The sequence below is a fragment of the Streptomyces sp. A5-4 genome, assembly GCF_051131715.1.
In the GTDB taxonomy this organism is placed as follows: Bacteria; Actinomycetota; Actinomycetes; order Streptomycetales; family Streptomycetaceae; genus Streptomyces.
Genome location: NZ_CP178591.1, coordinates 3,170,688 through 3,193,335, shown reverse-complemented (window position 1 = coordinate 3,193,335; position 22,648 = coordinate 3,170,688). Strand labels below are relative to the sequence as shown.

Sequence of the window (22,648 nt, the reverse complement as noted above, 5' to 3'; positions counted from 1 at the left end):
AGATCAATCGTGTGTTCCCTGTCTCGGAGTGGCCGCCTCGTGCATAGTTGGCCCACTTGGCTACTGGCCGACCGGTCAGGATGTTGATCGTTGAAGTACGGCGCGAGAAGGTCCTCATGGTGTGCGAACGGTGCGGCGGTGGTCGCAGAGGTGTGTTGCCCGGCATGGTCTGCCCGGAGTGCGGGGCGGGTGCGGACGGGGGGCGGGCCGCGGACGGGCGCTGGGTCGCCCGGGAGACGATGTTCGGCCGGTTCTCCACCCTCACCCGGGCGCGAAAGGTGTGGGTGGCCACGGGGCTCGGGGTCGCACTGGCCGTCCTGGTCGTGTCGGCGACGCTGCTGACGGACTCCGACTCCGACGGCGGCGGTACGGACGGCCCCGTGGGCAACGCGGACGACGCGCCCGGCGGGGCGCCGACCCGGATCGGCCCGACCGGGCAGGAGTCCGCCGATCCGGCCGGGACCCCGACCCCCACCTCCCGGCCCCCGAAGGCACCCGCCAAGCCGCCGCCGCCCGCGCGCGGCCCGTCGTTCACGGCGTGGGCGGGGCCCGGCTGTCCCGGCGGGAGCTACCGCGAGTTCGGACGTTTCGAGAACGGCATCGCGGCCTGGTACACCGTCAAGTCCGGTGGTTCGACGGCGGGTTCATGCGAAGGGAGTTTCAGTGCCGTCCCCATGTCCGGCGCTCCCGACAAGGACCGGGGCAGCAGCGCCGTCTGGTCCTGGGATGTCGGCAAGGGGTTCGACAAGTGCGGGCTCGCGGTGTTCGTCCCCAAGAGTGACCGTGACAACGATGTCGCGGGCAACCCCACGTTCTACCGGGTGCTCGCCGACCCCAACGAGGAGAAGTCGTCGTACGAGGCGTTCGCCGTGCGCCAGACGGTGCATCGCGGCGCCCTGGTGCCGGTCGGGAGTTACGCGGTCAAGGGCGGCCGGATCGCGATCCAGCTGATCGACCGGGGGCGGGACTGGGGCGACGCGGCGCTGGTGGGGGCGCATCACGCGGCGGCGCAGATGAAGTTGACGTGCCGGCAGTGAGCGCGGGGCCCGAGCGCTCGCCGTCTTCCTGAGCCCGAGCCCGTAGGCCCCGCTTCCCACGCCCCGCACGATCCCGTAGAAGAAGGAAGCCGGGGGGCGTGGGAGACGGTCCGTGCGGGGCCTCGATCCGGTGGTGCCCGCCGGCCACCGCGACCTGATGCGGTGCGGCCCACCGGCGGTGCCGGTCCGGTACGGGGTTACGTCGTCGGCTGCGCCGGGGCCGGACCTGTCGCCACCGGAGCGAGGTAGCCCCGGTCGAGCAGCCACTTCACATTGAGCGCCTGGCCCTGCCCCGGGTCGAGGAACGCCGGGTCCAGCTTGATCTGCTGCCCACGGCCGGGCTGCTCGAACCAGGGCGCGATGCCGCCCTGCCACACGGTGAACGACTTGGCGACCTGATACACGCGATAGTTGCAAGGGACGGCTGGGTCAAAGGTGTTGAGACTCTGCGGAGGCAGCGCCCGCTTCGCGTAGGCGTCACCGGCCGGGGCCAGGTACGAGCCGTACTCGGACCCGAAGCGGTCGAGCTTCTGCCCGCGCGCGAGCCGCTGCGGGTGCTTGTCCACTTCCCCGTTGACGTCACCGAAGCCGTCGTTGGGCGGGTACTTCCAGCCGCCCGATTCGGCCGGGCCTTCCCAGTACTTCTTCAGGAAGTCCTGCGACGACAGCTTCCCGGTCCGGTGGTACCGATTGAGGAGCGGCCCCACGGGCTTCTGCCACTTCTTCGGCAACCGCTCGGGCCCCAGCCGCGCGTCCCCCTGGAACTTCCCGGTGCAGACCTCGGGCTGGTCTGCCGCCGAGGCGGCCCGAAGGGCCCCCCGCTCGTCGGCAGCCTGGGCAGGCGCGGCGGTGGCGGCCTGCGTGCCGGGACCTGCCACGATCACGGCAACGGCGCCAAGTGCGGCAAGAGCACTGCTGATACGGCCCACTCGGGGTCTCCTCACGTGTCAACGACGTACGGACTGGCGTACTGACTGACGTACTGACTTCACGGAAGGTATCCGGTTGGTGGCAGAAAGTGAATGACCCCTGGGCGGCACGGCCGTTCGGCGACCACGAACACCGCCTGGAACCATAAAAATTGGCCGTTGCGAAAGTCGGGGCTATTGCTGTGACTCGCCCAGGGCGGTGCGCAGCCAGTCGATCGGGCCCTGCGACAGCAACTCGTCAGCCAACCGGTTCGCGGTCTCGGTGACGAGGCGCCCACGACTGTCGTCAATCCACCGCTGAACGTTCTCGTAGCCCTGCGCCTTGTACTCGATGCCCTGAAGCAGGCACTCCAGCTTGTCCGCGTCGCGGGCACAGATCGCCACGGGCGACTCTTTGGCCTCGGACGCTCTGCTCCGCACCCGGCAGGCGATCCAGGCCGCCGGGTGCAGGCCGCGTCCGGAGATGTGGGGCGGCCCCACCGACACCGGCATCCCGGTCGCGGCATCGTGCCAGCACTCGGGCGACCAGGGCGGCCCCATCGTCATCATCCCCAAGCCCAAGGGCTGACCGAGCCCCTACGCTGCGATCGGAATCAGGAGGGAGACCGCATGGCCCAGCAGTGAATTGACCCGAGGTACGCGTGGCTCATCGGGCAGTGGAGGGTGGCGCGGGCGCCGGACACTCGCGATCCTCAGCCCCCGCCGACACGGGCGTTCATCGTCCCCGCGCCCAAGGCTTGACCTCAACGGCGCCCTTCGCCACCCCAGGGCGCCGCGCAGGGCGACTGCGGCAAAGAAGCGGCGCCTCGAACGGGTGACGCGAACGCCTTGATCATCCGGGGGAGTGGCGGCTGTGTGGCACTTGAACGAGGAAGGGCCCCCTCGTTCGAATGAACGAGGGGGCCCTTCCTCGTGCTGACCTGCTGACTGACGTGTGCCCCCGGCAGGATTCGAACCTGCGGCACCCGCTTTAGGAGAGCGGTGCTCTATCCCCTGAGCTACGGAGGCGGGGAAGTGACCGACCGCTGGTGTCGCGGCCGGGGGTAAGCCTACCGGGTTGAGTGGTGGGTTGTGGAACAGGTTACGGAGGTGCCTCGGTTGCGCTGCCGACGGTCGCTGTCGACCCGGCCGCCGTCGACCCGGTGCGTGGTGGCCGTCGGGTCGGGGGAGGGCGTCGATGGCTTCCATCGCCGCGTCGAGCAGCAGCGAGCGGGTGCTCGCGGCGCCGGTGCCGAAGGCCGTGGCGAGGAGGTAGCCGACTGCCGCGTCCTCGGGGCGGGGGGCCGCGCCGTCCTCCGGGCGCCGGATCGCGGCCGACTGGCTGTTGCCGGCCCAGATGAACAGGGCCACCTGCCGGCCGTCGCGCCGCAGCACGCTGCGGTGCCTGCCGGTCGGCTCGAAGGTGTAGGTCAGGCCGGCGAGGTCCACGGCGGCCCGGAACGAGGACCGCTTCAACCGTCCCGTGCCCAGCGCGAGCGTGGCCGGGTCGCCGCCGATCGTCAGCGTCAGCCGGTCGGCGTCCCGGGTCCCGATGGGGGCCTGTCGGTGGAGGTCGAACCGGCAGGTCGGACCGGCAGGTCGGACCGGCAGGTCGGACCGGCAGGTCGGAGAGACCGCGCGGCTCGTCCCTGGGCGCGGCGCCCTTCGTACGCCGGTACACCGATGAGGCCTCGTACGCCTCGCGCCTCGTACGCCTCGCGACACCAGCGGCTCGCGCGTGGTGGGCACGCGCGCGTCGGGGGCGTGGCGGCTTGGGCCGATGTTGACGGCGTCCCGGTGCGGGCATAGCGTCCAAGGGTCTGAGCAAGCGCTTAGGAAGGGCTGGCCCGCCGTGCCGCACAATGATCCGTCGCGCGCCGACGAAGCCGCGCTGACCGCCCCCGGGGCGCCGTTCGCCGTTGTACGGGCGGAGGACGGGAGCCCGCTCTACGCGGGAGGTCCACGGACGCTGCGGGAATTCGTCGAGGCGACCTGGGCCTTCGGCGACCGGACGTTCCTTGTGGGGGACGCCAGGACCTATACGTATGGGGAGTTCTTCGCCGCCGCCTCCGCGCTCGCCCGGCGGTTCGTCGAGGTGTACGGGCTGAAGCCGGGCGACCGGGCCGTGGTCGCGATGCGCAATCACCCCGAGTGGCAGATCGCGTTCTGGGCGGCCCAGCTGGCCGGGCTCGTGGCCGTGCCGCTGAACGCCTGGTGGACCGAGGCGGAGTTCACGTACGCCCTCGACGACTGCGCGCCGGGCGTGCTGCTCGTCGACGGGGAGCGCCTCGCGCGCGTGCGGGGGTGGACGGGCGCCCATCCTTCGGCGCGGTGCGTCGTCTTCCATCATGAGGACGCCGCCGAGCCGGTCGTGGGGGAGCGGACCGAGCTGTACGCCGACCTGCCCGAGGCCGACCCCAGGGACGCGCCGCCGGACGTCGAGGTGCGGGCCGAGGACGACGCCACCATCATCTATACGTCGGGGACGACCGGGCGGCCCAAGGGCGCCGTCGCCACCCACCTCGCGCAGGCCGGCGCCGCCATGAATCCGCTGTACCACGCCTCGCTGTCCGCGCTCGGGCGCGGACAGATCCCCGGGCAGGGGCCCACGCCCGTGTCGCTCATGACGTTCCCGTTCTTCCACGTCGCCGCTTTCACCGGGCTGTACGCGGCGATGGCGGCCGGCGGCACGCTCGTGCTGATGCGCAAGTGGGACGCGGACAAGGCGCTCGGGCTCATCCGGCAGCACGGCGTGACGCACTACGCGGGTGTGCCCTCCACCGCCTTGCAGTTGCTGGACGCGGCGGTGGCCGCCGGGGACGGCCTCGGCTCGCTCGGCATGCTCAACACCGGCGGGGCCGCCGCCCCGCCCGACCTGGTGGCGCGGCTGACCGCGCTCCACGGCGAGCGCATCGAGCCGCGCAACGGTTACGGGCTGACCGAGACCAGCGGTGGCGTCCTGGCGAACTTCGGGGCGCGGTACCGCGCCGACCCGGGCAGTGTCGGTCGGCCCACCCCGGCCACCGAGGTATGGATCGTGGGGCCGGGCGGCGAGGTGCTCGACGAGGGCGAGGTGGGCGAGCTCTGGTTGCGCGGGCAGTCGCTCGCCCGCGGGTACTGGCAGGACGCGGCGGCCACCGCGGAGGCGTTCACGGAGGGCGGCTGGTTCAGGACCGGGGACCTCGCGACCGCCCGCGACGGGTACGTCAGCGTCGTCGACCGCATCAAGGACATGGTCATCCGCGGCGGCGAGAACGTGTATTGCGTCGAGGTGGAGGCCGTCCTGCACGACCACCCCGATGTGCTGGACGCGGCCGTGCTCGGCGTGCCGCATCCGGTGCTGGGCGAGGAGGTCGCCGCCGTGGTGCAGCTGCGGCCCGGCGCCGCGGCCGGCCCCGACGAGCTGCGCGCCCACGTCCGCGGCAGCCTCGCCTCCTTCAAGGTGCCCGCCCATGTCCTCGTACGGGACGGGGCGTTGCCCCGCAACGCGACCGGGAAGATCCTGAAGCGCGAGCTGCGCGGAAGCGTCCGGGAACAGCTCCTCGGCAAGGAGTAGTGCCCGGCAGCACCCGTCGTGCTCAGTGGTGGGTGCTCGGAGGGGCCCTCAGGGGCGGGTGACGCGGACCCGGTAGTTGCCGCCCGCGTCCTCGCCGGTCACCGAGATCCGCAGTCCGTACTGCCGGTCCTTGAAGGTCTCGCCCACCCCGAACGGCGCGTCCGACAGCTCCGCGTGCACGTTGGGCCGCCGCGTGCAGCCGCCGCTGTCGCGTTCGCTGTCGGCGACCGTCACGGGCCCGTGGCCGGTGTCGACGTCCGCGTCGACCCGGTAGATCAGCACGCCCGGCTTGCACACGGCCTCGTCGTTGCCCGCCCGGGTGCGTACCTCCACGGCGTAACCGGTCTTCTCCGTGAGCGGCACGAACGCCAGCTTGGTGCCGGTGCCGGGCGCCCCGAGCGGGGCCAGGTCGTGCTCACTGCTGCCGGGCCGGGTCGCGCAGCTGATCTGCGCGTTGTCCAGCCAGCCCAGCTTCCACTTGTGCCAGCCCAGGAGGTCGTTGTTGGCGCCCCAGTCCTCGGACATGATGTCCCAGTGCCCGACCGAGCCGCCGCCGTCCACGGTGTAGAGGTCCGGCAGCCCGAAGACATGGCCGTTCTCGTGCGGCAGCACCCGAAAGCCGGTCTCGCCGTACGATCCCGAGCCGTCGTCCTGGCGGCTGTAGACGAACGACGTGTTGGCGAGCGGTACCCCGTCGGCGCGTGGGGCGTCGTCGTTCCCGGAGAAGGTCACGGACAGCACGGTGTCCAGGGCGGAAGGACCCGCGTTCGGCGTGATGAGGATGTTGATCAGGTCGTACGCCGTGAAGTCCACCCGGGAGTCGGCGGTGGCGGCGATGTCCTCGACGAGACCCCGGTAGCCCGGTTCGTACGGTGAGCCGCGGTCGATCCCGTACGCGGCGAACGGCTTCGGCATCCGCAGCCACTCGGTGAACGGTGTCGCGGGCCGGTAGCGCAGCCGGCCGTAGGAGCTCGTGCTGAACCACTGCGAGGTCTGCGGGAAGAACTCTGCGAACCGGTCGAGCGCACGGCCCTCGCCGGGCGCGTCCGGGAAGTCGATCATGAGGGTGAGGGCGCGGACGTCACCCGTGGAGCGCGAGTAGCCGGACGGGGTCGGTATGCCCTCGGACATCTGCACGCCCATCGCGCCCGTCAGCCGGCAAGGGCTGATCGCCGACGCGTCCTCCTCGGCCTGGGCCGCCGTGCGCTGCGCGGTGGCGCTCGGGCCCGCCGATGCCCGGGTGGGGTCGGCGAGCGGGGAGCCCGCCGAGGTGACGACCGCGAGGGAGAGGCAGGTGAAGGCGGCGACGCCGACCGCTCGGCGGGAGGTGCGTATCCGTGGGCGGGTCTCCCGCATAGAACGCCTCGCATTCGCCGTCCGCGGCAGTCTCCGGTGCCTGACTGCTCTCGTCCGCTCACCCTGTGTCGGGGCCCGCGCGGGCGCTCGCTGGGTGGGCCGATCGTGGGAACAATCGGTGATCCAGGTCACATCGGGTTGAGGAAATAACCGGGGACCCCTTCCCCGTTTGCATCTGTGTCCGCCGAAGTGGGGAAGTCCTCCCCGCTTAGGCGGGCCGAGCCCGGAGCCGGACACCCGGCCGACGCAGGGCCTACGTACGAGAGGGAGTGCCGTGGTGACCACCACCGAGACCGCGCAGCGACGAGTCCCGCGCCCGCGGGCCGACGCGCTGCGCAACCGGGAGCGGATCATCGCGGCGGCGCGCGAGATGTTCGTCGAGTTCGGCCCCGAGGTGCCGCTCGACGAGATCGCCCGCCGCGCGGGCATCGGCAACGCGACGCTCTACCGGCACTTCCCGGACCGCGCCGGGCTGATTCACGAGGTCGTGCTGTCCGTCATGTCCCGCACCGTGGATCAGGCGCTGACGGCGTCCGCCGAGGTGGCCGACCCCTTCGAAGCCCTGCGTCGCTTCGTGCACGCGGCCGCCGACGAGCGGATCGGGGCGCTCTGCCCGATGCTCACCGACGGCTTCGACGCGGCCCACTCGGACCTGCTGGCCCAGCGCGAGCGCCTCGAAGAGGTCGTCAACGGCCTCATGGGACGCGCGCGACAGGCGGGACGGCTGCGCGCCGATGTGGCCGTCGGCGACCTGATGGTCGCCCTGTCCCAGCTCACCCGACCACTGCCGGGCAGCGCGTGCCTGAACTTCGATCAGTTCGTGCACCGGCATCTGCAACTGTTCCTGGACGGCCTGGAGGCGCCGGCGCGCTCAGTCCTTCCTGGCTCTCCCGCGACCTTGGGGGACCTGCGCCGGGAGTCGTAACTCCCGCCCCTGCACCTGAAGTTACGTACCTTTTTCGCCTCTTCACACCCTTAGGTGGATACCTCCATGCCAAAAACATCCGAATCAAGAGCAGTCGGCACCCCGTTGCCCGACCCCCGGCGCTGGAAAGCCCTGATCTTCATCGCCCTCGCCCAGCTCATGGTGGTGCTCGACGCGACCATCGTGAACATCGCCCTGCCGTCCGCCCAGCAGGACCTGGGAATCTCGGACGCCAACCGGCAGTGGGTCATCACCGCCTACGCCCTGGCCTTCGGCGGTCTGCTGCTCTTCGGTGGCCGCATAGCCGACCTGTGGGGACGCAAGCGCACCTTTGTCGTCGGACTCATCGGCTTCGCCGCGGCCTCCGCGCTCGGTGGCGCCGCGGCCAACGAGGCCATGATGCTGGGCTCGCGCGCCCTGCAGGGTGCCTTCGGCGCACTGCTCGCGCCGGCCGCGCTCTCGCTGCTCGCGGTGACGTTCACCGACGTACGTGAGCGCGCCAAGGCGTTCGGCATTTACGGTGCGATCGCCGGTGGCGGTGGCGCGGTCGGCCTGATCCTGGGCGGCTTCCTCACCGAGTACCTGAACTGGCGCTGGACCTTCTTCGTCAACATCCCCTTCGCCGTCGTGGCCGCGATCGGCGCGTACTTCGTGATCCGTGAGCCGGCCGGCGGCCGCAACCGCTCGCCGCTCGACATCCCGGGTGTGGTGCTCTCCACGCTGGGTCTGGTCTCGCTGGTGTACGGCTTCACCCGCGCCGAGTCGGACGGCTGGGCGTCGGGCGTGACGATCGGCCTGTTCGTGGCCTCCGCCGTGCTGCTGGCCTCCTTCGTGCTCGTCGAGTCGAAGGTCAAGTCGCCGCTGCTGCCGCTGCGCGTCCTGCTGGAGCGCAACCGCGGCGGGGTGTACCTCTCGCTGGGTCTCGCCGTCATCGCGATGTTCGGTCTGTTCCTCTTCCTGACGTACTACCTCCAGATCGTGAAGGGCTTCTCGCCGGTCAAGACCGGCTTCGCCTTCCTGCCGATGATGGCGGGCATGATCACGGGCTCGACCCAGATCGGCGCCCGGCTGATGACGCGGGTCGCACCGCGCTGGCTGATGGGTCCGGGCTTCCTGGTCGCGGCGGTCGGCATGCTGCTGCTGACGCAGCTGGAGATCGGCTCCTCGTACGCCGGACTGATCCTCCCGGGTCAGCTGCTGCTCGGCCTCGGTATGGGTACGGCGTTCATGCCGGCCATGTCCATGGCGACGCACGGCATCGAGCCGCGGGACGCGGGCGTGGCCTCGGCCATGGTCAACACCTCGCAGCAGGTGGGCGGCGCGATCGGTACGGCGCTGCTGAACACGATCGCCGCCAGCGCCACCACCGCGTACCTCGTGGACAACGCGGCCGGCGCCACCAACGCGCAGCTGCTCCAGGCGCAGGCCATGGTGCACGGCTACGCGAGCGCCATCTGGTGGGCGGTCGGCATCCTGGTGGTCTCCGCGACGATCGCGTTCACGCTGATCACCACGGGCCGTCCGAATACGACCGTCGTCGCTTCGAGCGACGGCGAGAGTGTCGAGGACGAGCTGAAGATCCCCGTCATCGCGCACTGACGTATCGCGCGCTCACATATCGCGCGCCGACGCCGAAGGCACCACCCACCGGGCCTGCCCTGGTTCCGCTTCTTCAGCGGAGCCAGGGCAGGTCCGCGTTCGCGTCCGAGGGCTGCAGGCCCTCCGCGACGACGCGCATGATCTCGCCGAGCTGGCCCACCTGCTCGGGCGTCAACCGGTCGAACATCGCCTGGCGGACGGTGCGGACATGGCTCGGCGCGGTCCGCTCCAGTACGGCGTAGCCCCCGTCGGTGAGTACGGCGTTCTGTCCGCGGCGGTCGGACGGGCAGTCCTCGCGGCGCACCCAGCCGTTGCGCTCCAGCCGGGCGACGGCGTGCGAGAGCCGGGACCGGGTGATTTTCGCGATCCGGGCCAGCTCGGTCATCCGCAGCCGCCGCCCGGGTGCCTCGCCGAGCTGCACGAGCAGGCCGTAGTAGACGTGCGGCATCCCGGCGTCGCGCTGCAACTGGCGGTCGAGATGGTCCTCCAGGAGTGTCGTGGCCTGGCGGTACGCGCGCCACGTGCGCTGTTCCTCGTCGCTGAGCCATCGGGGTGCCGTCGTCATGAGGACCACTCTACGACCTCATCCTTGAAACTTAAACTAGCTGGGGCTAGGCTTGACAGTGACTGGAGCTTGAACTTTAAAGCACATAGTGCCCAAGAAAGGATGAGGCCCGTGGAGCGCATGCCCGCCCTCTATCTGAGCCACGGAGCCCCGCCGCTGGCCGACGACCCGCTCTGGCCGGCGGAGCTGGCCGCCTGGTCCGCCACGCTGCCGAGGCCCCGGGCGATCCTGATGGTCTCCGCGCACTGGGAGGAGGCCCCGCTCGCGCTCGGCGCGACCGAGAGCGCGCCGCTGGTGTACGACTTCTGGGGCTTCTCCGAGCACTACTACCAGGTGCGGTACGCCGCCCCGGGCGCCCCCCTGCTCGCCGAGTCCGTGCGCAAGCTGCTGCGCGGCGCGGGGACGCCGGTGCAGGACATCGCGGACCGGGGTCTCGACCACGGGGCGTACGTCCCGCTGGTGGAGATGTTCCCGGCGGCCGACATCCCCGTCCTCCAGATCTCCATGCCCACGCTCGACCCGCGGAAGCTGATGGACATCGGGCGCAAGCTCGCGCCGCTGCGGGACGAGGGCGTACTGATCGTCGGCAGCGGCTTCTTCACCCACAACCTGGCGGCCCTGCGGCACCCGGGGCCGGGCGTCCCGGGCTGGTCGGCGGAGTTCGACGCATGGGGGCGGGAGGCGCTGGCGGCGGCGGACGTGGACGCGCTCCTGGACTTCGAGCACAAGGCCCCGTCCGGACGGCTCGCCCACCCGCGCACGGAGCACTTCGCGCCGCTGTTCGTGACGCTGGGGGCGGGGGAGGGGGAGCTGGGCACGCAGCGCGAGGTGATCGACGGCTTCTGGATGGGCCTGTCGAAGCGCTCGGTCCAGGTGGGATGACGGGGCCCGGTATCCGGCCGGACCGGACATCCCGAGCAACCTGAAGGCGGTGTGGGCCGTCTTCAGGGGTGGGAGCGCCACCACGGGCGGCGCTGCTCGGGCGGGAGAACGGACGCGTCACATGTGATGGCCGTCTCACGCGCGTAGTGGTCGCAGTGGTCGGTGAGGACGCTGAGGTCGGCCTCCGTGCCCGCCCTGACCTGCGCTTCGAGTGTTCCTGCGCCATCCGGCCCGCCTCGGCGGCCAACAGGGTACTGCAAGATCACGAAAATGAAGGCACGGCATGGGAATTCTGTCCGGATTCCAGTCGTTGTTTCCATCGGAGGCAGGGCACACGAAAGGTGTCCGGCAGCCACACCATCGCGACCTACTCACGCAAGGGAGCAAGCATGGCAACCCGTGCCGTCGCCCGTCGTCAGACCGCCACCAGCGGGTCCGCGGGCGTACGCAGCGTTCGCGCCGCCACCGGGGAGATCGCCGACCGCGACCTGGTCGGCATGTACCTCGACGAAATCGCACGGACGCCTCTGCTCGACGCCGCCAAAGAAGTCGACCTGTCCCAGACCATCGAGGCAGGCGTCTACGCGCAGCGGATCCTCGACAAGACCGTGACATCGGCCCTTGCCACGGCGGGGGAGAGTGAAGCGGGCGGAGCCTCGCGCGAGGAGCTGGAGGCGCTGGTCGCCGACGGCGAGCGCGCCAAGGACCTCTTCATCCGTGCCAACCTCCGCCTGGTCGTGGCGGTCGCCCGCCGGTACCCCCGCAGCGGCCTCCCCCTGCTCGACCTGGTCCAGGAGGGGAACGCCGGCCTGGTGCGCGCGGTCGAGAAGTTCGACTACGCGAAGGGCTTCAAGTTCTCCACGTACGCGACCTGGTGGATCCGTCAGGCGATCACCCGGTCCATAGCGGACCAGTCCCGTACCATCCGGCTCCCCGTCCACCTGGTCGAAGAGCTCGGCCGAATCCGGCGCGTACAGCGCGAGTTCAACCGTGAGCACGGGCGCGACCCGGAGCACACGGAGATCGCCGCCGAGCTGGAGACCAAGCCGCAGCGCGTCAGTGACGTGCTGGACTGGGCGCGGGACCCCGTCTCGCTGAACATGCCGGTGGACGACGCCGGTGAGACACAGTTCGGTGACCTGATCGAGGACGGCTCGGCGGTCTCGCCCGAGCAGTCGGTGCTCTCGCTGCTGCGCAGCGAAGAGCTTGAGGACCTGATAGCCAAGCTCGACGAGCGCACGGCCTCGATCATCCGCATGCGGTACGGCATCGAGGACGGCCGGGAGCGGACGCTGACCGAGGTCGGCAAGCAGCACGGACTCACGCGTGAGCGGATCAGGCAGATCGAGAAGCACGCCCTGCTGGAGCTCAAGCGCATGGCCCACGACACGGGGTTCGAATCGGCGGCGTAACCGCCTGCCGTATCAAGGACCGTGTCTTCCCAGGGCAGGGCCCCGGCGCGCTCCCCCCGGCGCCGGGGCTCCCCGTATCCGTCCCTTCAGTGCTGTCCCGTCGGCTCTTTCCATTCGGCTGCCGAGTTGTCAGGGCCCACCGATGTCTCCGGGTCCACCGGGTCCGCGGTCGGGGTCACCGCGCGGCTGATCCTGCCGCCGAGATCGGCCAGGCAGTCCACCAGGTCCTGCGGCTCGTGCACCTTGAACTCGCAGTCCACCAGCGCCAGTCGAACCGCCAGCCACTCCCGCGAGTCGGTGGCCATGGTCTGCAGTCGGCAGCTGTCCGCGTCGATCGGCTCGGGTGTGCCGAGCGAGGCGGGCAATCGCGCCGCCACGAATTCGGCGGGCGCCTGGAAGGTCGCCACCACCCGGTACCCCGACTGGAACCCGCCCAGCGAATGCCGGATGAACTCGGCGGCGCCCCCGCTCGGCAGCGCGCGCGGCGTGAAGCGCGCCGCCGTGGGGAACGGCTCACTGACCCGGTCCACGCGGAACGTGCGCCACGCCTCCCGGTCCAGGTCGTACGCGACCAGGTACCAGCGCCGTCCGGTGCTCACCAGCCGGTACGGCTCCACCAGGCGCTTGCTCGCCGAGCCGTCCCTCGACCGGTAGGCGAACCGCAGCCGCTCCTGCCCGGTGGCGGCGCCGGCGATCGCGGTGAGCGTATGGGGGTCGATGGTCGCGCCGTCGCCGCTGGTCAGCGGGATCGTCGCGGCCTGGAGGCTGGAGACCTGACGCCGCAGCCTGGACGGCAGCACCTGTTCAAGCTTGGCCAGCGCGCGCACGGAGGCCTCCTCGATGCCCTCGACCGCGTGGCCCGCCCCGGCCCGCAGCCCCACCGCGATGGCGACCGCCTCCTCGTCGTCGAGGAGCAGCGGCGGCATGGCCTTGCCCGCCACGAGCCGGTAGCCGCCGTCCGCGCCCATCGTGGCCTGTACGGGATAGCCGAGGTCGCGCAGCCGGTCGATGTCGCGCCTTACGGTGCGACGGCTCACGTGCAGGCGCTCGGCGATCTCGCTGCCGGGCCAGTCGCGGGGCGTCTGGAGGAGCGAGAGCAGTCGCAGCAGGCGTACCGGAGTGTCCGTCGTCGTCATGGTTCCAGGATGCCGGGTAAGTAGGCCGCCTTTTGTCCTACATCCCGTCTAACTTCTTCTCATGACTTCCACATCTCTGCCGCCCGAGCAGACCGACCGTCGCAGGTGGTTCGCTCTCGCCATCGTGATGACCGCGGCCTTCATGGACCTGGTCGACGTCACCATCGTCAACATCGCGATCCCGAGCATCCAGGAGGGCCTGGACGCGACGTTCAGCTCGATCCAGTGGATCACCGCGGGGTACGCCCTGGCGTTCGCGGCGGGCCTCATCACCGGCGGCAGGCTCGGTGACATCTACGGGCGCAAGCGGCTCTTCCTGATCGGCATCGGCGGCTTCACGCTCGCCTCGGCGCTCTGTGGCTTCGCCGCGAACCCGGAGATGCTCGTCGCCTCCCGCATCCTGCAGGGCGCGACGGCGGCCCTGATGGTGCCGCAGGTCCTGTCGATCGTCCACGCCACCTTCCCTGCCCACGAGCGCGGCAAGGTCTTCGGCCTGTTCGGCGCGATCGTCGGCCTCGGCGCGGTGTCGGGCCCGCTGCTCGGCGCGCTGCTCACCGAGTGGAACCTGTTCGGTCTGGAATGGCGGCCGATCTTCCTCATCAACCTGCCGGTCGGCATCGCCGGTCTGATTCTCGGAAGCCGCTACATCAGCGAGTCCAAGGCCCCCAAGGCGCTGCGCCTCGACCTGGTCGGTGTGGCGCTCGCGACGCTCGGCCTGCTGATGTTGATATACCCCCTGACGCGCGGCGAGGAGCTCAACTGGCCGCTGTGGGGCCACCTCCTGATGGTCGGCAGCCTCGGCGTCTTCGCGATCTTCGTGGTGTACGAGCGGTACAAGGCCCGCAAGGACGGCTCGCCGCTCGTCGAGCTCTCGCTGTTCAAGGTGAAGAGCTTCGCCGCGGGCACCGCCGTGCAGCTGACCTTCGGTGTCGCCCTGGGCATCTTCTTCCTGGTCTGGACGCTGTACATGCAGGTCGGACTCGGCTGGAGCGCGCTGCGGGCGGGCACCACCGGCATCCCGTTCTCCATCGCCGTGTCCGTGGCGGCGGGCATTTCCGTACAGAAGCTCGTTCCGCGCTTCGGCCGCAAGGTGCTCCAGGCGGGCGCGCTGACGATGGCGGCGGGGCTGCTCATCTACATCTGGGAGGCCGACCGGTACGGCACGGCCATCCACTCCTGGCAGATGGTGCTCCCGCTGGTCGTCATGGGCGTCGGCATGGGCCTGATCGTGGCGCCGCTGACCGAGGCCGTGCTGTCGGAGGTGCCGCGCGGTCACTCCGGTTCCGCGTCCGGGCTGATCAACACCATGCAGCAGACGGGCAACGCGCTGGGCCTCGGCCTGGTGTCGGTCGTCTTCTTCGGGGTCATCGACGACGGGCTCGCGCCGAGTGAGATGGGGATGGCCTTCGTCGACGCGTTCCAGAACGCGCTGTGGTGGGCGGTGGGTGTCCTGGTGATCATCTTCGGCCTGATGTTCGCGCTGCCGGCGCACTCGCGGGCAGCGGTCGAGGACGAGATCGAGGACGGGGACGACGCTCCGGCGTCGTCGGCTCCGGCGAAGGAGCCGGCGTTCACCCCCTGACCCACCCCGGTCCGCTCCGGCCCACGACGGCGCCCGTGCCCACCGGCACGGGCGCCGTCGTCGTCGCCGGGCCCGCGCCCGCGAGGACCGAAAGCCCGAATGTGCCCACTTGAAGTCCGAATTTGTTTACGCACTGGGAATCCGGGCGTAACCTGGCGCAGAAACCACAGGTTCGGGCATCGAACGGATACAGACCCACATGTACGCACCGGAGCGCCAGCAGGAAATCCTTCGCCTCGCCCGTGAGGGCGGGCGGGTGGACGTCCTCTCCCTGGCCGAGGCCTTCCAGGTCACCGCCGAGACCGTCCGCCGCGACCTCAAGGCCCTGGACCGGGCCGGACTCGTCCGCCGCGTGCACGGTGGCGCCATCCCTGCAGGGCGCCTCGACTTCGAGCCCGACCTCGCCGAGCGCGAGTCCACCGCGGCCGACGAGAAGGACCGCATCGCGCGGGCCGCCCTGGCCGAGCTGCCGGACGGCGGCAGCATCGTCCTCGACGCCGGATCGACCATCGCCAGGCTCGCCGCCGACATCCCGCTGGAGTGCGGCCTCACCGTCGTCACCCACGCGCTGCCGGTCGCCGCACGCCTGGCCGACCACCCCGGCATCGACCTGCACCTGGTCGGCGGGCGCGTCCGGCACCGCACGCGCGCCGCCGTCGACGCCTGGGCGCTGCGCGCGTACGGCGAGATCCGCGCCGATGTCGCCTTCGTCGCCACCAACGGCTTCTCGCCCGGCGGCGGCCTGACCACCCCCGACCTCGCCGAGGCCGCCGTCAAACGGGCGGTCGTCGCGGCAGCCCGCCGGGTCGTGCTCCTCGCCGACTCCGCCAAGTACGGCCAGGAACACTTCGCCCGCTTCGGCGGCCTCGCCGAGGTCGACCTGCTCATCACCGACACCGGGCTCAGCCCCGAAGACGCCGCCGCCATCGAGGCCGCGGGAACCGAGGTCGTACGCGCATGATCGTCACCGTCACGCCCAACCCCAGCCTGGACCGCACATACGAGGTGCCCGCCCTCGACCGCGGCGAGGTCATCCGCGCCACCACCGACCGGATGGACCCGGGGGGCAAGGGCGTCAACGTCTCGCGCGCCGTCGCCTCGGCCGGACACCGCACCCTCGCCGTCATGCCGCTGGGCGGGGCGCCGGGCGCGCTCGTCGCCGAACTCCTCGGCGCGGACGGCATCGAGGTCGCCCCAGTGCCGGTCGTCGGCCACACCCGGTCCAACATCTCCGTCGTGGAGCCCGACGGCACCCTGACGAAGATCAACGCGCCGGGCCCCGAACTCACCGGCGCCGAGGCCGAATCGCTCCTGGGGACCGTACGGGCCCGATCGGCCGGCGCCGACTGGATCGCCTGCTGCGGCAGCCTGCCGCGCGGCCTCGCCCCCGAGTGGTACGCCGAGTTGGTGGCCCGCGCGCACGGGGCGGGCGCCCGCATCGCGCTCGACACCTCGGGCCCCTCGCTGCTCGCGGCGCTGCGCGAGCGGCCCGAGGTGGTCAAGCCCAACGCCGAGGAGCTGGCCCGGGCGGTCGGCCGCCCGCTGACCACCGTCGGCGACGCGGTCAAGGCCGCGCAGGAGCTGCGGGACGCGGGCGCGCGAACGGTGCTGGCCAGCCTGGGCGCCGACGGACAGCTGCTCGTCGGGGCGTCGGGCACGTACTTCGCCGGCGCGCGCGTCAGCGTCGTCCGCAGCAACGTCGGCGCGGGCGACGCCTCACTCGCCGGGTTCCTGGCGGCGGGCGGCGAAGGACCCGACGCGCTGGCGGCGGCGGTCGCGCACGGCGCGGCGGCGGTGCAACTGCCCGGCAGCGTCATGCCGACGCCCGCCGACCTGGACCCCGCGGCGGTCACCGTGACCACCGAGATCCCGCTGGACCGCGCACTGACGGAACCGGCGTCATGAACCCCCGCCCCCCAGCCCCCGTATCTGCGAAGGAGCCCGCCGCGATGAGCCAGATGATCACCGCGGACCTGGTCGATCTCGACCTGGTCGCCCCCACGAAGGAAGAGGCGGCGCGTTCGCTCGCCGAGCGCATGGTGGCCCTCGGCCGCGTGAGCGACCTCGACGGCTTCCTCGCCGATGTCGCGGCGCGCGAGGCACAGATGCCGACCGGCCTGGACGGCGGCATCGGCATCCCGCACTGCCGCAGCGAGCACGTCACCGAGCCGACCCTGGGCTTCGGCCGCAGCGCGGCGGGCATCGACTTCGGCGCCCCTGACGGCCCGGCTGACCTGGTCTTCCTCATCGCGGCCCCGGCGGGCGCGGACGACGCGCACCTGTCGATCCTCTCCGCTCTGGCCCGCCACCTGATGGACGAGGAGTTCACGCGGGCGCTGCGCGCGGTCACGGACCCGGCGGAGGCGGCGGCCCTGATCCGGGGCGACGAGCCGGTGGTCGCGGAGCCGGCCGTCGCGGGGCCAACCGATGCGGTGCCCGATGCCGCGGGGCCCGGGACGGGCGCCCCGACGGCTGCTGAGCCTGCGGGGGCTGCGGCGGTGGCCGCTGCCGAGCCGGTGGCCGAAGCCGGCGTGCCCGGCGAGGGAGTGGCCGAAGGGCGGCCGTTCCGTATCGTCGCCGTCACCTCCTGCCCCACCGGCATCGCGCACACCTATATGGCGGCCGAGGCCCTCGAACAGGCCGGGAACGGCGACGGGTTGGAGCTGGCCGTCGAGACGCAGGGCTCCGCCGGATTCACCCGGCTCGACCCGGCCGTCATCGCCGCCGCAGACGGCGTGATCTTCGCGCACGACGTGCCCGTCCGGGAGAAGGAACGCTTCGCCGGGAAGCCCACCGTCGATGTCGGCGTCAAGGCGGGCATCAACCGCCCCGCCGAACTGATCGCCGAGGTCCGCGGCAAGGCCGAGCGCGGCGAGCGCACCTCGGCCGCAGGCCGGGGCACCCCGGTCGACGAGGCCGGCGAGCCGGGCGAGGGGTACGGCACCAAGCTGCGCAAGTGGCTGATGTCCGGCGTGAGTTACATGGTGCCGTTCGTCGCCGCGGGTGGGCTGCTCATCGCACTCGGCTTCGCCATCGGCGGCTACACGGTCGACAAGGCGCCGTCCGTCATGGAGCACTTCGTATGGACGGAGTCCATGAGCTGGGCCGCGCTGATGTTCCAGATCGGCGGCCTCGCGTTCGCCTTCCTGGTGCCCGTGCTGGCCGGCTACATCGCGTACGGCATGGCCGACCGGCCGGGTCTGGTGCCCGGCTTCGTCGGCGGCTCGATCGCCGTCGCGATCAAGGCCGGGTTCCTCGGCGGCCTGATCGCCGGTCTCATCGCGGGCGCCGTGGTGCTGGCGATCCAACGGGTCAAGGTGCCCGCGCCGCTTCGCGGCATCATGCCGGTCGTCGTCATCCCGCTGATCTCGACAGTGATCGTCGGCTTCCTGATGTTCCTGGTCATCGGTGAGCCGATCGCCGGGCTGCAGAGCGCCCTCACCGACTGGCTGTCCGGCCTCTCCGGCGCCAACGCGGTCATCCTGGGCGTCATCCTCGGCCTGATGATGTGCTTCGACCTGGGCGGCCCGCTCAACAAGGTCGCGTACGCCTTCGCCGTCGGCGGGCTCGCCAACCCCAACGAGGGCAGCCTGAAGGTGATGGCGGCCGTGATGGCCGCGGGCATGGTCCCGCCGCTCGCGATGGCACTGGCCACGGTCGTCCGCGCCAAGCTCTTCACCAGGACGGAGCGCGAGAACGGCAAGGCGGCCTGGGTGCTCGGCGCGTCGTTCATCACCGAGGGCGCGATCCCGTTCGCGGCGGCCGACCCGCTGCGGGTGATCCCGGCGGCGATGGCGGGCGGCGCGGTCACCGGCGCCCTGTCCATGGCCTTCGAGTGCACCCTGCGGGCCCCGCACGGCGGCATCTTCGTGGTCCCGCTGATCGGCAACCCGTTCCTCTACCTGCTGGCGATCCTGGCCGGTACGGCGGTCTCGGCGGGCCTGGTCATCCTCCTCAAGGGGATGCGCAAAACCGGGGCGCCAGCGCAGGCGGCTGCGCGGGCCGAGGAGACCAAGGTGGCGGTGGCCGCCTGACGCCGACGGACGTCAGGCGGCGAGCAGCCGGTGCCTGACGCCCTTCGACGGACGTCACGTCTGGACTCGTTCGGAGCCGGGCCCGGCGCCGGCGTTGTTGTCGGACCCGGACCCGGGATCGCAGCCGAAGCGGGAGCAGAAGCCGACGCGGGAGTTGGAGTCGGAGCCGTAGCCCCCCGGCGACGGCTCCGACCCCGCCACTCCCTCAGCGCACCCGTGCCCGGAGCTCCATCGCTTCGCGCGCCGCGTGCTCGGTCTCGTACACCTCGCACATGTGGCGGCCGTCGGGGGTCGCCGTGTGCTCGACCTCCCAGATGCTGACCTCGCTGCCGTCGAGCAGCAGGAAGGCGTGCTCGTAGAGCGTGAAGCCGGCGTCCCGGCCCTCCACATTGCACTGGCGGCCGAAGGCCTGGGTGATCTGGTGGGCGAGCGCGCCGCGCAGTACACGCGCGGTGTCCTCGCCCGGCCGGTCGCCGTTCTCCGCGCGGCGGAGCACGCGGCGCGCGTGGTCCGCCGAGTTGTCCGGGGCGTAGATGCGCGGAGCGGCGGGCGGATGGGTGGCCATGAGCGCGGCGAGGATCTCCAGGTCCGCGTCCAGGTCGGCGTCCAGGTCGGTGTCGAAGTCCGCGTCCCGGCCGTCGGCGCCGCCGCCCTGCCCGGCCCCCGCGGTCGTGCGGGACTCGGCTCCGCGCGGATGCGGCAGCCTCGACGCGGCGAGGCGGGCCTCGCCCTGCTCCAGATACAACTCGTGCTGGGTGGCGCCGTCCCTGCCCACGTTGTGCACCAGCTCCCACAGCATCAGCGAGCTGCCGTCGATGAGCAGGAAGGCGTGCTTGAACGTTTCACGGTGCAGGCCCGAGCTGTGGTGCGAGGAGTGCAGGGCCGTGCTGTGCGCCAGCGCCGTACCGAGCCGCTCGACGGTCGGGTCCGGCAGGTCGAACGAGTTCAGTGCACGCCGCAGGAGCCTTTCGAGGAGCTCCTCGGTTGTCTCGTACGGATCGCTCAAGGGGGTCTCCAGGCCGTCGCCGCTTGTTACTTGGTGTGTGCTCAACGTAGCCCCTGGGTCTGACAACGCGACCTGGCTTGGGGAAAACGAGGGGGACGCGGACATCATTCCCGCGACCCTGGAGCAACTCGACCCGCCGGTACGTCAGTAGAGATCCCGGTACGCCGGGTAATCCCCGCCGGGGCCGTCCACGCCCTCGGCCGCCAGCACGGCCTTCGTCACGGCGCGGGTCAACGCGTCCGCACCGGCCGCGAGGACCTCGTTCAGCGCGGCGGCGGCCAGTTGCACCGCGAAAGCCGGATCGGGCGCCTCGTGGAGCACCGGCCGCGCCCCCGTTGACAAGGCGAAGACGGTGTCGCCGTCGGTGAGCAGATGCACCGGGCGCACGGCGCGCGCGAGGCCGTCGTGCGCCGTGCCCGCGAGCTTCTGCGCCTGTGCGCGGGTCAGTTCCACATCGGTGGCGACGACCGCGAGGGTGGTGTTGAGCGGGGGGCGTGCGGAGGCCGCCGAGCGCCGCGCCGATTCCTCGCGCGCCTCGGCCAGCCGACGCTGGGCGGCCGTGTGCACCTCCGCCGCCGGATGGCAGGGCGTCCCGTCCCGCCCGTCGAAGTAGCGCCCGTACGCCACGCCTGTCAGCGGGTCGACCGCGAGGCCGGAGGCGTTGACAACGGCGAGGGCGGCCACGGTGACGCCCGAGCCGAGGAGGATGCTCGCGGTGCCGACCCCGCCCTTCATCCCGCCGATGACCGCGCCCGTGCCCGCCCCCACATTGCCCTCGGCGACGGTCGCACCGTCCTCGGTACGGGCGGCGGCCTCGGCGGCGGCCCGCCCGGTCGTGGCGTCCGGCCTGGCCCGCCAGTCGCCGCCGCGCCCCAGGTCGAAGAGGCAGGCGGCCGGGACGACCGGCACCACCTGCGCCGGGTCGGGCCCGACCTGGAAGCCGCGCCCCTGCTCCTCCAGCCAGGCCATCACCCCGGAGGCGGCGTCCAGCCCGTAGGCGCTGCCGCCCGTCAGCACGACGGCGTCGATGCGCTGCACCAGATTGCGCGGGTCGAGGGCGTCGGTCTCGCGGGTGCCGGGGCCCCCGCCCCGTACGTCGACGGCGGCTACCGCCCCGCCCTCCGGGGCGAGAATTACCGTGGTGCCGCTCAGGGCGCGATCGCCGGCCACGCGCGCGTGGCCGACCCGAAGGCCGGCCACGTCCGTCAAGGAATCTCTTCTTGTGGTCTGTCCCATGCAGTCGTGCGTATCACGGGAGTTGGGCGCCGGGCCCCTGGCGCGACGCGGGATCGCGGGCGGAGAGCGTCACACCCAGCGCCACCGTCAGCGCCGCCACCAGCCCCGCCGCGAGTACCGCCCACTGGCCGGCGAACGTACAGGCGAGCACCGCCAGGGCGGACACGGGCAGGACCAGCTGCTGCGCCGTTCCGCGCTTGGAGTGACGCGAGTGCAGAAGCCACACCGTCAGGAGATAGAGCGCGGCCGGGACTGTGACGGCGGCGGACGCGGCGAGCGTCGAGATGTGTGCCTTGCCGATGGACTGCTCCACCGCCACCTCCAGGCCCGCGCCGATCGCGGCGGCCGAACCGAAGATCAACAGATGGCCGTAACCCCAGGTCAGTGACGCCCGCATGGAGGTGAGTCGGTCCGCGACGGGCGCGGCGAAGTAGATCCACCAGGCGGCGAACACGAGCAGCAGACCGCCCCCGGCGATGGGCAGCAGATGCGCCAGGCCGTCGTGCTCGGTGAAGCCCTCCTGCACCGCGACGGTGGCGGCTGCGACGGACTCGCCGAGCACGATGATGGTGAGCAGCCCGTAGCGCTCGACGATGTGGTGCGGGTGCCAGCTCGTCTTGTACCCGCTCTCCGCGAGGGCGGGTACGGAGAGCTCGGCGAGGGCAACGGCGAGGAAGCACCAGACGCGTACGCCGTCGGGCACGAAGAGGACGCCGATCCACAGCAGTTGGCAGACCGTCACTCCGGCGGCGTACAGCCGGGCGGTCCTGCGTTCGGGGCCGGTGGTGGCGTGCGCGGCCCGCAGCCACTGACTGGTCAGGGCGAGGCGCATCACCACGTAGCCGATGACGCAGACGGTCCAGTTGTTGTCGTCGAACGCCTGCGGGATGCCGGCCGCCATGACCAGCACACCGGCGATCTGCACGAGGGTGACGACGCGGTACAGCGCGTCGTCCGTGTCGTAGGCGGAGGCGAACCAGGTGAAGTTCATCCAGGCCCACCAGATGGCGAAGAACACGAGGGTGTAGCCCAGGAGTCCGGTGGCGACGTGCCCCTCGGCGAGCGCGTGCACCAGCCGGGCACCGGCCTGGGCGACCGCGACGACGAAGCACAGGTCGAAGAAGAGCTCCAGCGGGGTCGCGGCGCGGTGCTCCTCGTCGCGGTTCCGGGAGGCCATCCGGCGTACGGCGCCGGCCGCGGGTGGGGTCGTGGATGTCATGCGTCCCCATAGTGCGGCTCCGGCGGGAGCGCGACAGCCGACCCGCGCGGAAGGGGCACCCACTTTCCTCGCGGGCACCGCCGCACCCGGCCGATCGGGCGGGCGTCGACCGGGTGTCGCGCCCGCCACGACGGCCGCTCCGGGAATCCCCGCCATCCCGAACAGGGCGAACGGCCGCTCCGCAGAGGCCGCAAG

At 71.7% G+C, this 22,648-nt stretch carries 19 protein-coding genes, 1 tRNA gene and 1 pseudogene; 11 read left to right on the top strand and 10 right to left on the bottom strand.

Going from position 1 to position 22,648, the window contains the following annotated elements:
• The first annotated feature begins 80 nt into the window (after positions 1-80).
• Positions 81-1,037 (top strand): adhesin, encoded by a 957-nt coding sequence (locus ACLLJJ_RS14660; protein ID WP_434590901.1) that lies wholly within the window; start codon positions 81-83, stop codon positions 1,035-1,037.
• Positions 1,038-1,234: 197 nt separating this feature from the next.
• Here the strand turns inward: ACLLJJ_RS14660 and ACLLJJ_RS14655 are convergent, their stop codons facing one another.
• A complete protein-coding gene (locus tag ACLLJJ_RS14655; RefSeq protein ID WP_434590898.1) occupies positions 1,235-1,966 on the bottom strand; it encodes a TNT domain-containing protein in 732 nt (243 codons plus the stop codon).
• Positions 1,967-2,140: 174 nt separating this feature from the next.
• Positions 2,141-2,368, bottom strand: a pseudogene (locus ACLLJJ_RS14650) (HD domain-containing protein); the annotation flags it as partial.
• Here ACLLJJ_RS14650 and ACLLJJ_RS14645 point away from each other — a divergent pair.
• Entirely contained in the window at positions 2,361-2,534 is a 174-nt protein-coding gene (locus tag ACLLJJ_RS14645; RefSeq protein ID WP_434600688.1) for a hypothetical protein, read from the top strand. The pseudogene ACLLJJ_RS14650 and the gene ACLLJJ_RS14645 sit on opposite strands and share 8 nt — an antisense overlap.
• A gap of 367 nt (positions 2,535-2,901) precedes the next feature.
• Here the strand turns inward: ACLLJJ_RS14645 and ACLLJJ_RS14640 are convergent.
• A tRNA-Arg gene (locus ACLLJJ_RS14640) sits at positions 2,902-2,974 on the bottom strand.
• Positions 2,975-3,797: 823 nt separating this feature from the next.
• Here ACLLJJ_RS14640 and ACLLJJ_RS14635 point away from each other — a divergent pair.
• On the top strand, positions 3,798-5,501 hold the full coding sequence (locus ACLLJJ_RS14635; RefSeq protein ID WP_434590897.1) for a class I adenylate-forming enzyme family protein: 1,704 nt from the start codon (positions 3,798-3,800) through the stop codon (positions 5,499-5,501).
• Between the two features lie 48 nt (positions 5,502-5,549).
• Here ACLLJJ_RS14635 and ACLLJJ_RS14630 read toward each other — a convergent pair whose 3' ends face one another.
• The gene (locus tag ACLLJJ_RS14630) at positions 5,550-6,857 is read right to left on the bottom strand and encodes a M6 family metalloprotease domain-containing protein (protein ID WP_434590894.1); all 1,308 of its coding nucleotides are present in this window, start codon (positions 6,855-6,857) and stop codon (positions 5,550-5,552) included.
• A 277-nt stretch (positions 6,858-7,134) separates the two neighbouring features.
• Here ACLLJJ_RS14630 and ACLLJJ_RS14625 point away from each other — a divergent pair, with 277 nt between their 5' ends.
• Both ACLLJJ_RS14625 and ACLLJJ_RS14620 read left to right on the top strand, forming a co-directional pair.
• Positions 7,135-7,782: a TetR/AcrR family transcriptional regulator gene (locus ACLLJJ_RS14625; protein WP_434590891.1), complete on the top strand. Its 648-nt coding sequence runs from the start codon at positions 7,135-7,137 to the stop codon at positions 7,780-7,782.
• Between the two features lie 66 nt (positions 7,783-7,848).
• Complete coding sequence (locus ACLLJJ_RS14620) at positions 7,849-9,381, top strand: MFS transporter (protein ID WP_434590888.1); 1,533 nt, start codon at positions 7,849-7,851, stop codon at positions 9,379-9,381.
• 73 nt (positions 9,382-9,454) lie between these two features.
• Here the strand turns inward: ACLLJJ_RS14620 and ACLLJJ_RS14615 are convergent, their stop codons facing one another.
• A complete protein-coding gene (locus tag ACLLJJ_RS14615; protein ID WP_434590885.1) occupies positions 9,455-9,946 on the bottom strand; it encodes a MarR family winged helix-turn-helix transcriptional regulator in 492 nt (163 codons plus the stop codon).
• Between the two features lie 120 nt (positions 9,947-10,066).
• Here ACLLJJ_RS14615 and ACLLJJ_RS14610 point away from each other — a divergent pair, with 120 nt between their 5' ends.
• On the top strand, positions 10,067-10,828 hold the full coding sequence (locus ACLLJJ_RS14610; protein ID WP_434600420.1) for a DODA-type extradiol aromatic ring-opening family dioxygenase: 762 nt from the start codon (positions 10,067-10,069) through the stop codon (positions 10,826-10,828).
• Between the two features lie 62 nt (positions 10,829-10,890).
• Here the strand turns inward: ACLLJJ_RS14610 and ACLLJJ_RS14605 are convergent, their stop codons facing one another.
• Positions 10,891-11,088 carry a hypothetical protein gene (locus ACLLJJ_RS14605; protein WP_434590882.1) on the bottom strand — a complete coding sequence of 66 codons (198 nt, stop codon included), beginning with the start codon at positions 11,086-11,088 and terminating at the stop codon, positions 10,891-10,893.
• Positions 11,089-11,217: 129 nt separating this feature from the next.
• On the opposite strand from ACLLJJ_RS14605, the gene ACLLJJ_RS14600 reads away from it, so the two are divergent.
• A complete protein-coding gene (locus ACLLJJ_RS14600) occupies positions 11,218-12,240 on the top strand; it encodes a sigma-70 family RNA polymerase sigma factor (RefSeq protein ID WP_434590880.1) in 1,023 nt (340 codons plus the stop codon).
• An 86-nt stretch (positions 12,241-12,326) separates the two neighbouring features.
• On the opposite strand, the gene ACLLJJ_RS14595 is transcribed toward ACLLJJ_RS14600, so the two are convergent.
• A complete protein-coding gene (locus tag ACLLJJ_RS14595; protein ID WP_434590877.1) occupies positions 12,327-13,376 on the bottom strand; it encodes a helix-turn-helix transcriptional regulator in 1,050 nt (349 codons plus the stop codon).
• Positions 13,377-13,437: 61 nt separating this feature from the next.
• Between ACLLJJ_RS14595 and ACLLJJ_RS14590 the strand changes: the two genes are divergently transcribed.
• The 4 genes from ACLLJJ_RS14590 (at position 13,438) to ACLLJJ_RS14575 (ending at position 18,992) form a co-directional block, all read left to right on the top strand.
• The gene (locus ACLLJJ_RS14590; RefSeq protein WP_434590874.1) at positions 13,438-14,958 is read left to right on the top strand and encodes an MFS transporter; all 1,521 of its coding nucleotides are present in this window, start codon (positions 13,438-13,440) and stop codon (positions 14,956-14,958) included.
• A gap of 199 nt (positions 14,959-15,157) precedes the next feature.
• The gene (locus ACLLJJ_RS14585) at positions 15,158-15,919 is read left to right on the top strand and encodes a DeoR/GlpR family DNA-binding transcription regulator (RefSeq protein WP_434590871.1); all 762 of its coding nucleotides are present in this window, start codon (positions 15,158-15,160) and stop codon (positions 15,917-15,919) included.
• Positions 15,916-16,863, top strand: coding sequence for a 1-phosphofructokinase (pfkB, locus tag ACLLJJ_RS14580; RefSeq protein ID WP_434590869.1), 948 nt, complete (start codon positions 15,916-15,918; stop codon positions 16,861-16,863). The genes ACLLJJ_RS14585 and pfkB overlap by 4 nt, the downstream gene beginning before the upstream one ends.
• A gap of 44 nt (positions 16,864-16,907) precedes the next feature.
• Positions 16,908-18,992 (top strand): PTS fructose transporter subunit IIABC, encoded by a 2,085-nt coding sequence (locus tag ACLLJJ_RS14575; protein WP_434590866.1) that lies wholly within the window; start codon positions 16,908-16,910, stop codon positions 18,990-18,992.
• 205 nt (positions 18,993-19,197) lie between these two features.
• Here the strand turns inward: ACLLJJ_RS14575 and ACLLJJ_RS14570 are convergent, their stop codons facing one another.
• From ACLLJJ_RS14570 to ACLLJJ_RS14560, 3 genes are all read right to left on the bottom strand, one after another.
• Positions 19,198-19,998, bottom strand: a complete 801-nt coding sequence (locus ACLLJJ_RS14570; protein ID WP_434590864.1) for a DUF6227 family protein — start codon at positions 19,996-19,998, stop codon at positions 19,198-19,200.
• A 144-nt stretch (positions 19,999-20,142) separates the two neighbouring features.
• Entirely contained in the window at positions 20,143-21,234 is a 1,092-nt protein-coding gene (locus ACLLJJ_RS14565) for a P1 family peptidase (protein WP_434590862.1), read from the bottom strand.
• Positions 21,235-21,247: 13 nt separating this feature from the next.
• Complete coding sequence (locus tag ACLLJJ_RS14560; protein ID WP_434590861.1) at positions 21,248-22,453, bottom strand: low temperature requirement protein A; 1,206 nt, start codon at positions 22,451-22,453, stop codon at positions 21,248-21,250.
• Between the last annotated feature and the right edge of the window lie 195 nt (positions 22,454-22,648).

What these genes read in the sequence shown, in the direction of transcription:
- ACLLJJ_RS14660 (WP_434590901.1), top strand. Translation starts at nt 81, where the DNA reads ATGTTGATCGTTGAAGTACGGCGCGAGAAGGTCCTCATGGTGTGCGAA.
- ACLLJJ_RS14630 (WP_434590894.1), bottom strand. Translation starts at nt 6,857, where the DNA reads ATGCGGGAGACCCGCCCACGGATACGCACCTCCCGCCGAGCGGTCGGC.
- ACLLJJ_RS14620 (WP_434590888.1), top strand. Translation starts at nt 7,849, where the DNA reads ATGCCAAAAACATCCGAATCAAGAGCAGTCGGCACCCCGTTGCCCGAC.
- ACLLJJ_RS14615 (WP_434590885.1), bottom strand. Translation starts at nt 9,946, where the DNA reads ATGACGACGGCACCCCGATGGCTCAGCGACGAGGAACAGCGCACGTGG.
- ACLLJJ_RS14610 (WP_434600420.1), top strand. Translation starts at nt 10,067, where the DNA reads ATGCCCGCCCTCTATCTGAGCCACGGAGCCCCGCCGCTGGCCGACGAC.
- ACLLJJ_RS14600 (WP_434590880.1), top strand. Translation starts at nt 11,218, where the DNA reads ATGGCAACCCGTGCCGTCGCCCGTCGTCAGACCGCCACCAGCGGGTCC.
- ACLLJJ_RS14595 (WP_434590877.1), bottom strand. Translation starts at nt 13,376, where the DNA reads ATGACGACGACGGACACTCCGGTACGCCTGCTGCGACTGCTCTCGCTC.
- ACLLJJ_RS14590 (WP_434590874.1), top strand. Translation starts at nt 13,438, where the DNA reads ATGACTTCCACATCTCTGCCGCCCGAGCAGACCGACCGTCGCAGGTGG.
- ACLLJJ_RS14585 (WP_434590871.1), top strand. Translation starts at nt 15,158, where the DNA reads ATGTACGCACCGGAGCGCCAGCAGGAAATCCTTCGCCTCGCCCGTGAG.
- pfkB (WP_434590869.1), top strand. Translation starts at nt 15,916, where the DNA reads ATGATCGTCACCGTCACGCCCAACCCCAGCCTGGACCGCACATACGAG.
- ACLLJJ_RS14575 (WP_434590866.1), top strand. Translation starts at nt 16,908, where the DNA reads ATGAGCCAGATGATCACCGCGGACCTGGTCGATCTCGACCTGGTCGCC.
- ACLLJJ_RS14565 (WP_434590862.1), bottom strand. Translation starts at nt 21,234, where the DNA reads ATGGGACAGACCACAAGAAGAGATTCCTTGACGGACGTGGCCGGCCTT.
- ACLLJJ_RS14560 (WP_434590861.1), bottom strand. Translation starts at nt 22,453, where the DNA reads ATGACATCCACGACCCCACCCGCGGCCGGCGCCGTACGCCGGATGGCC.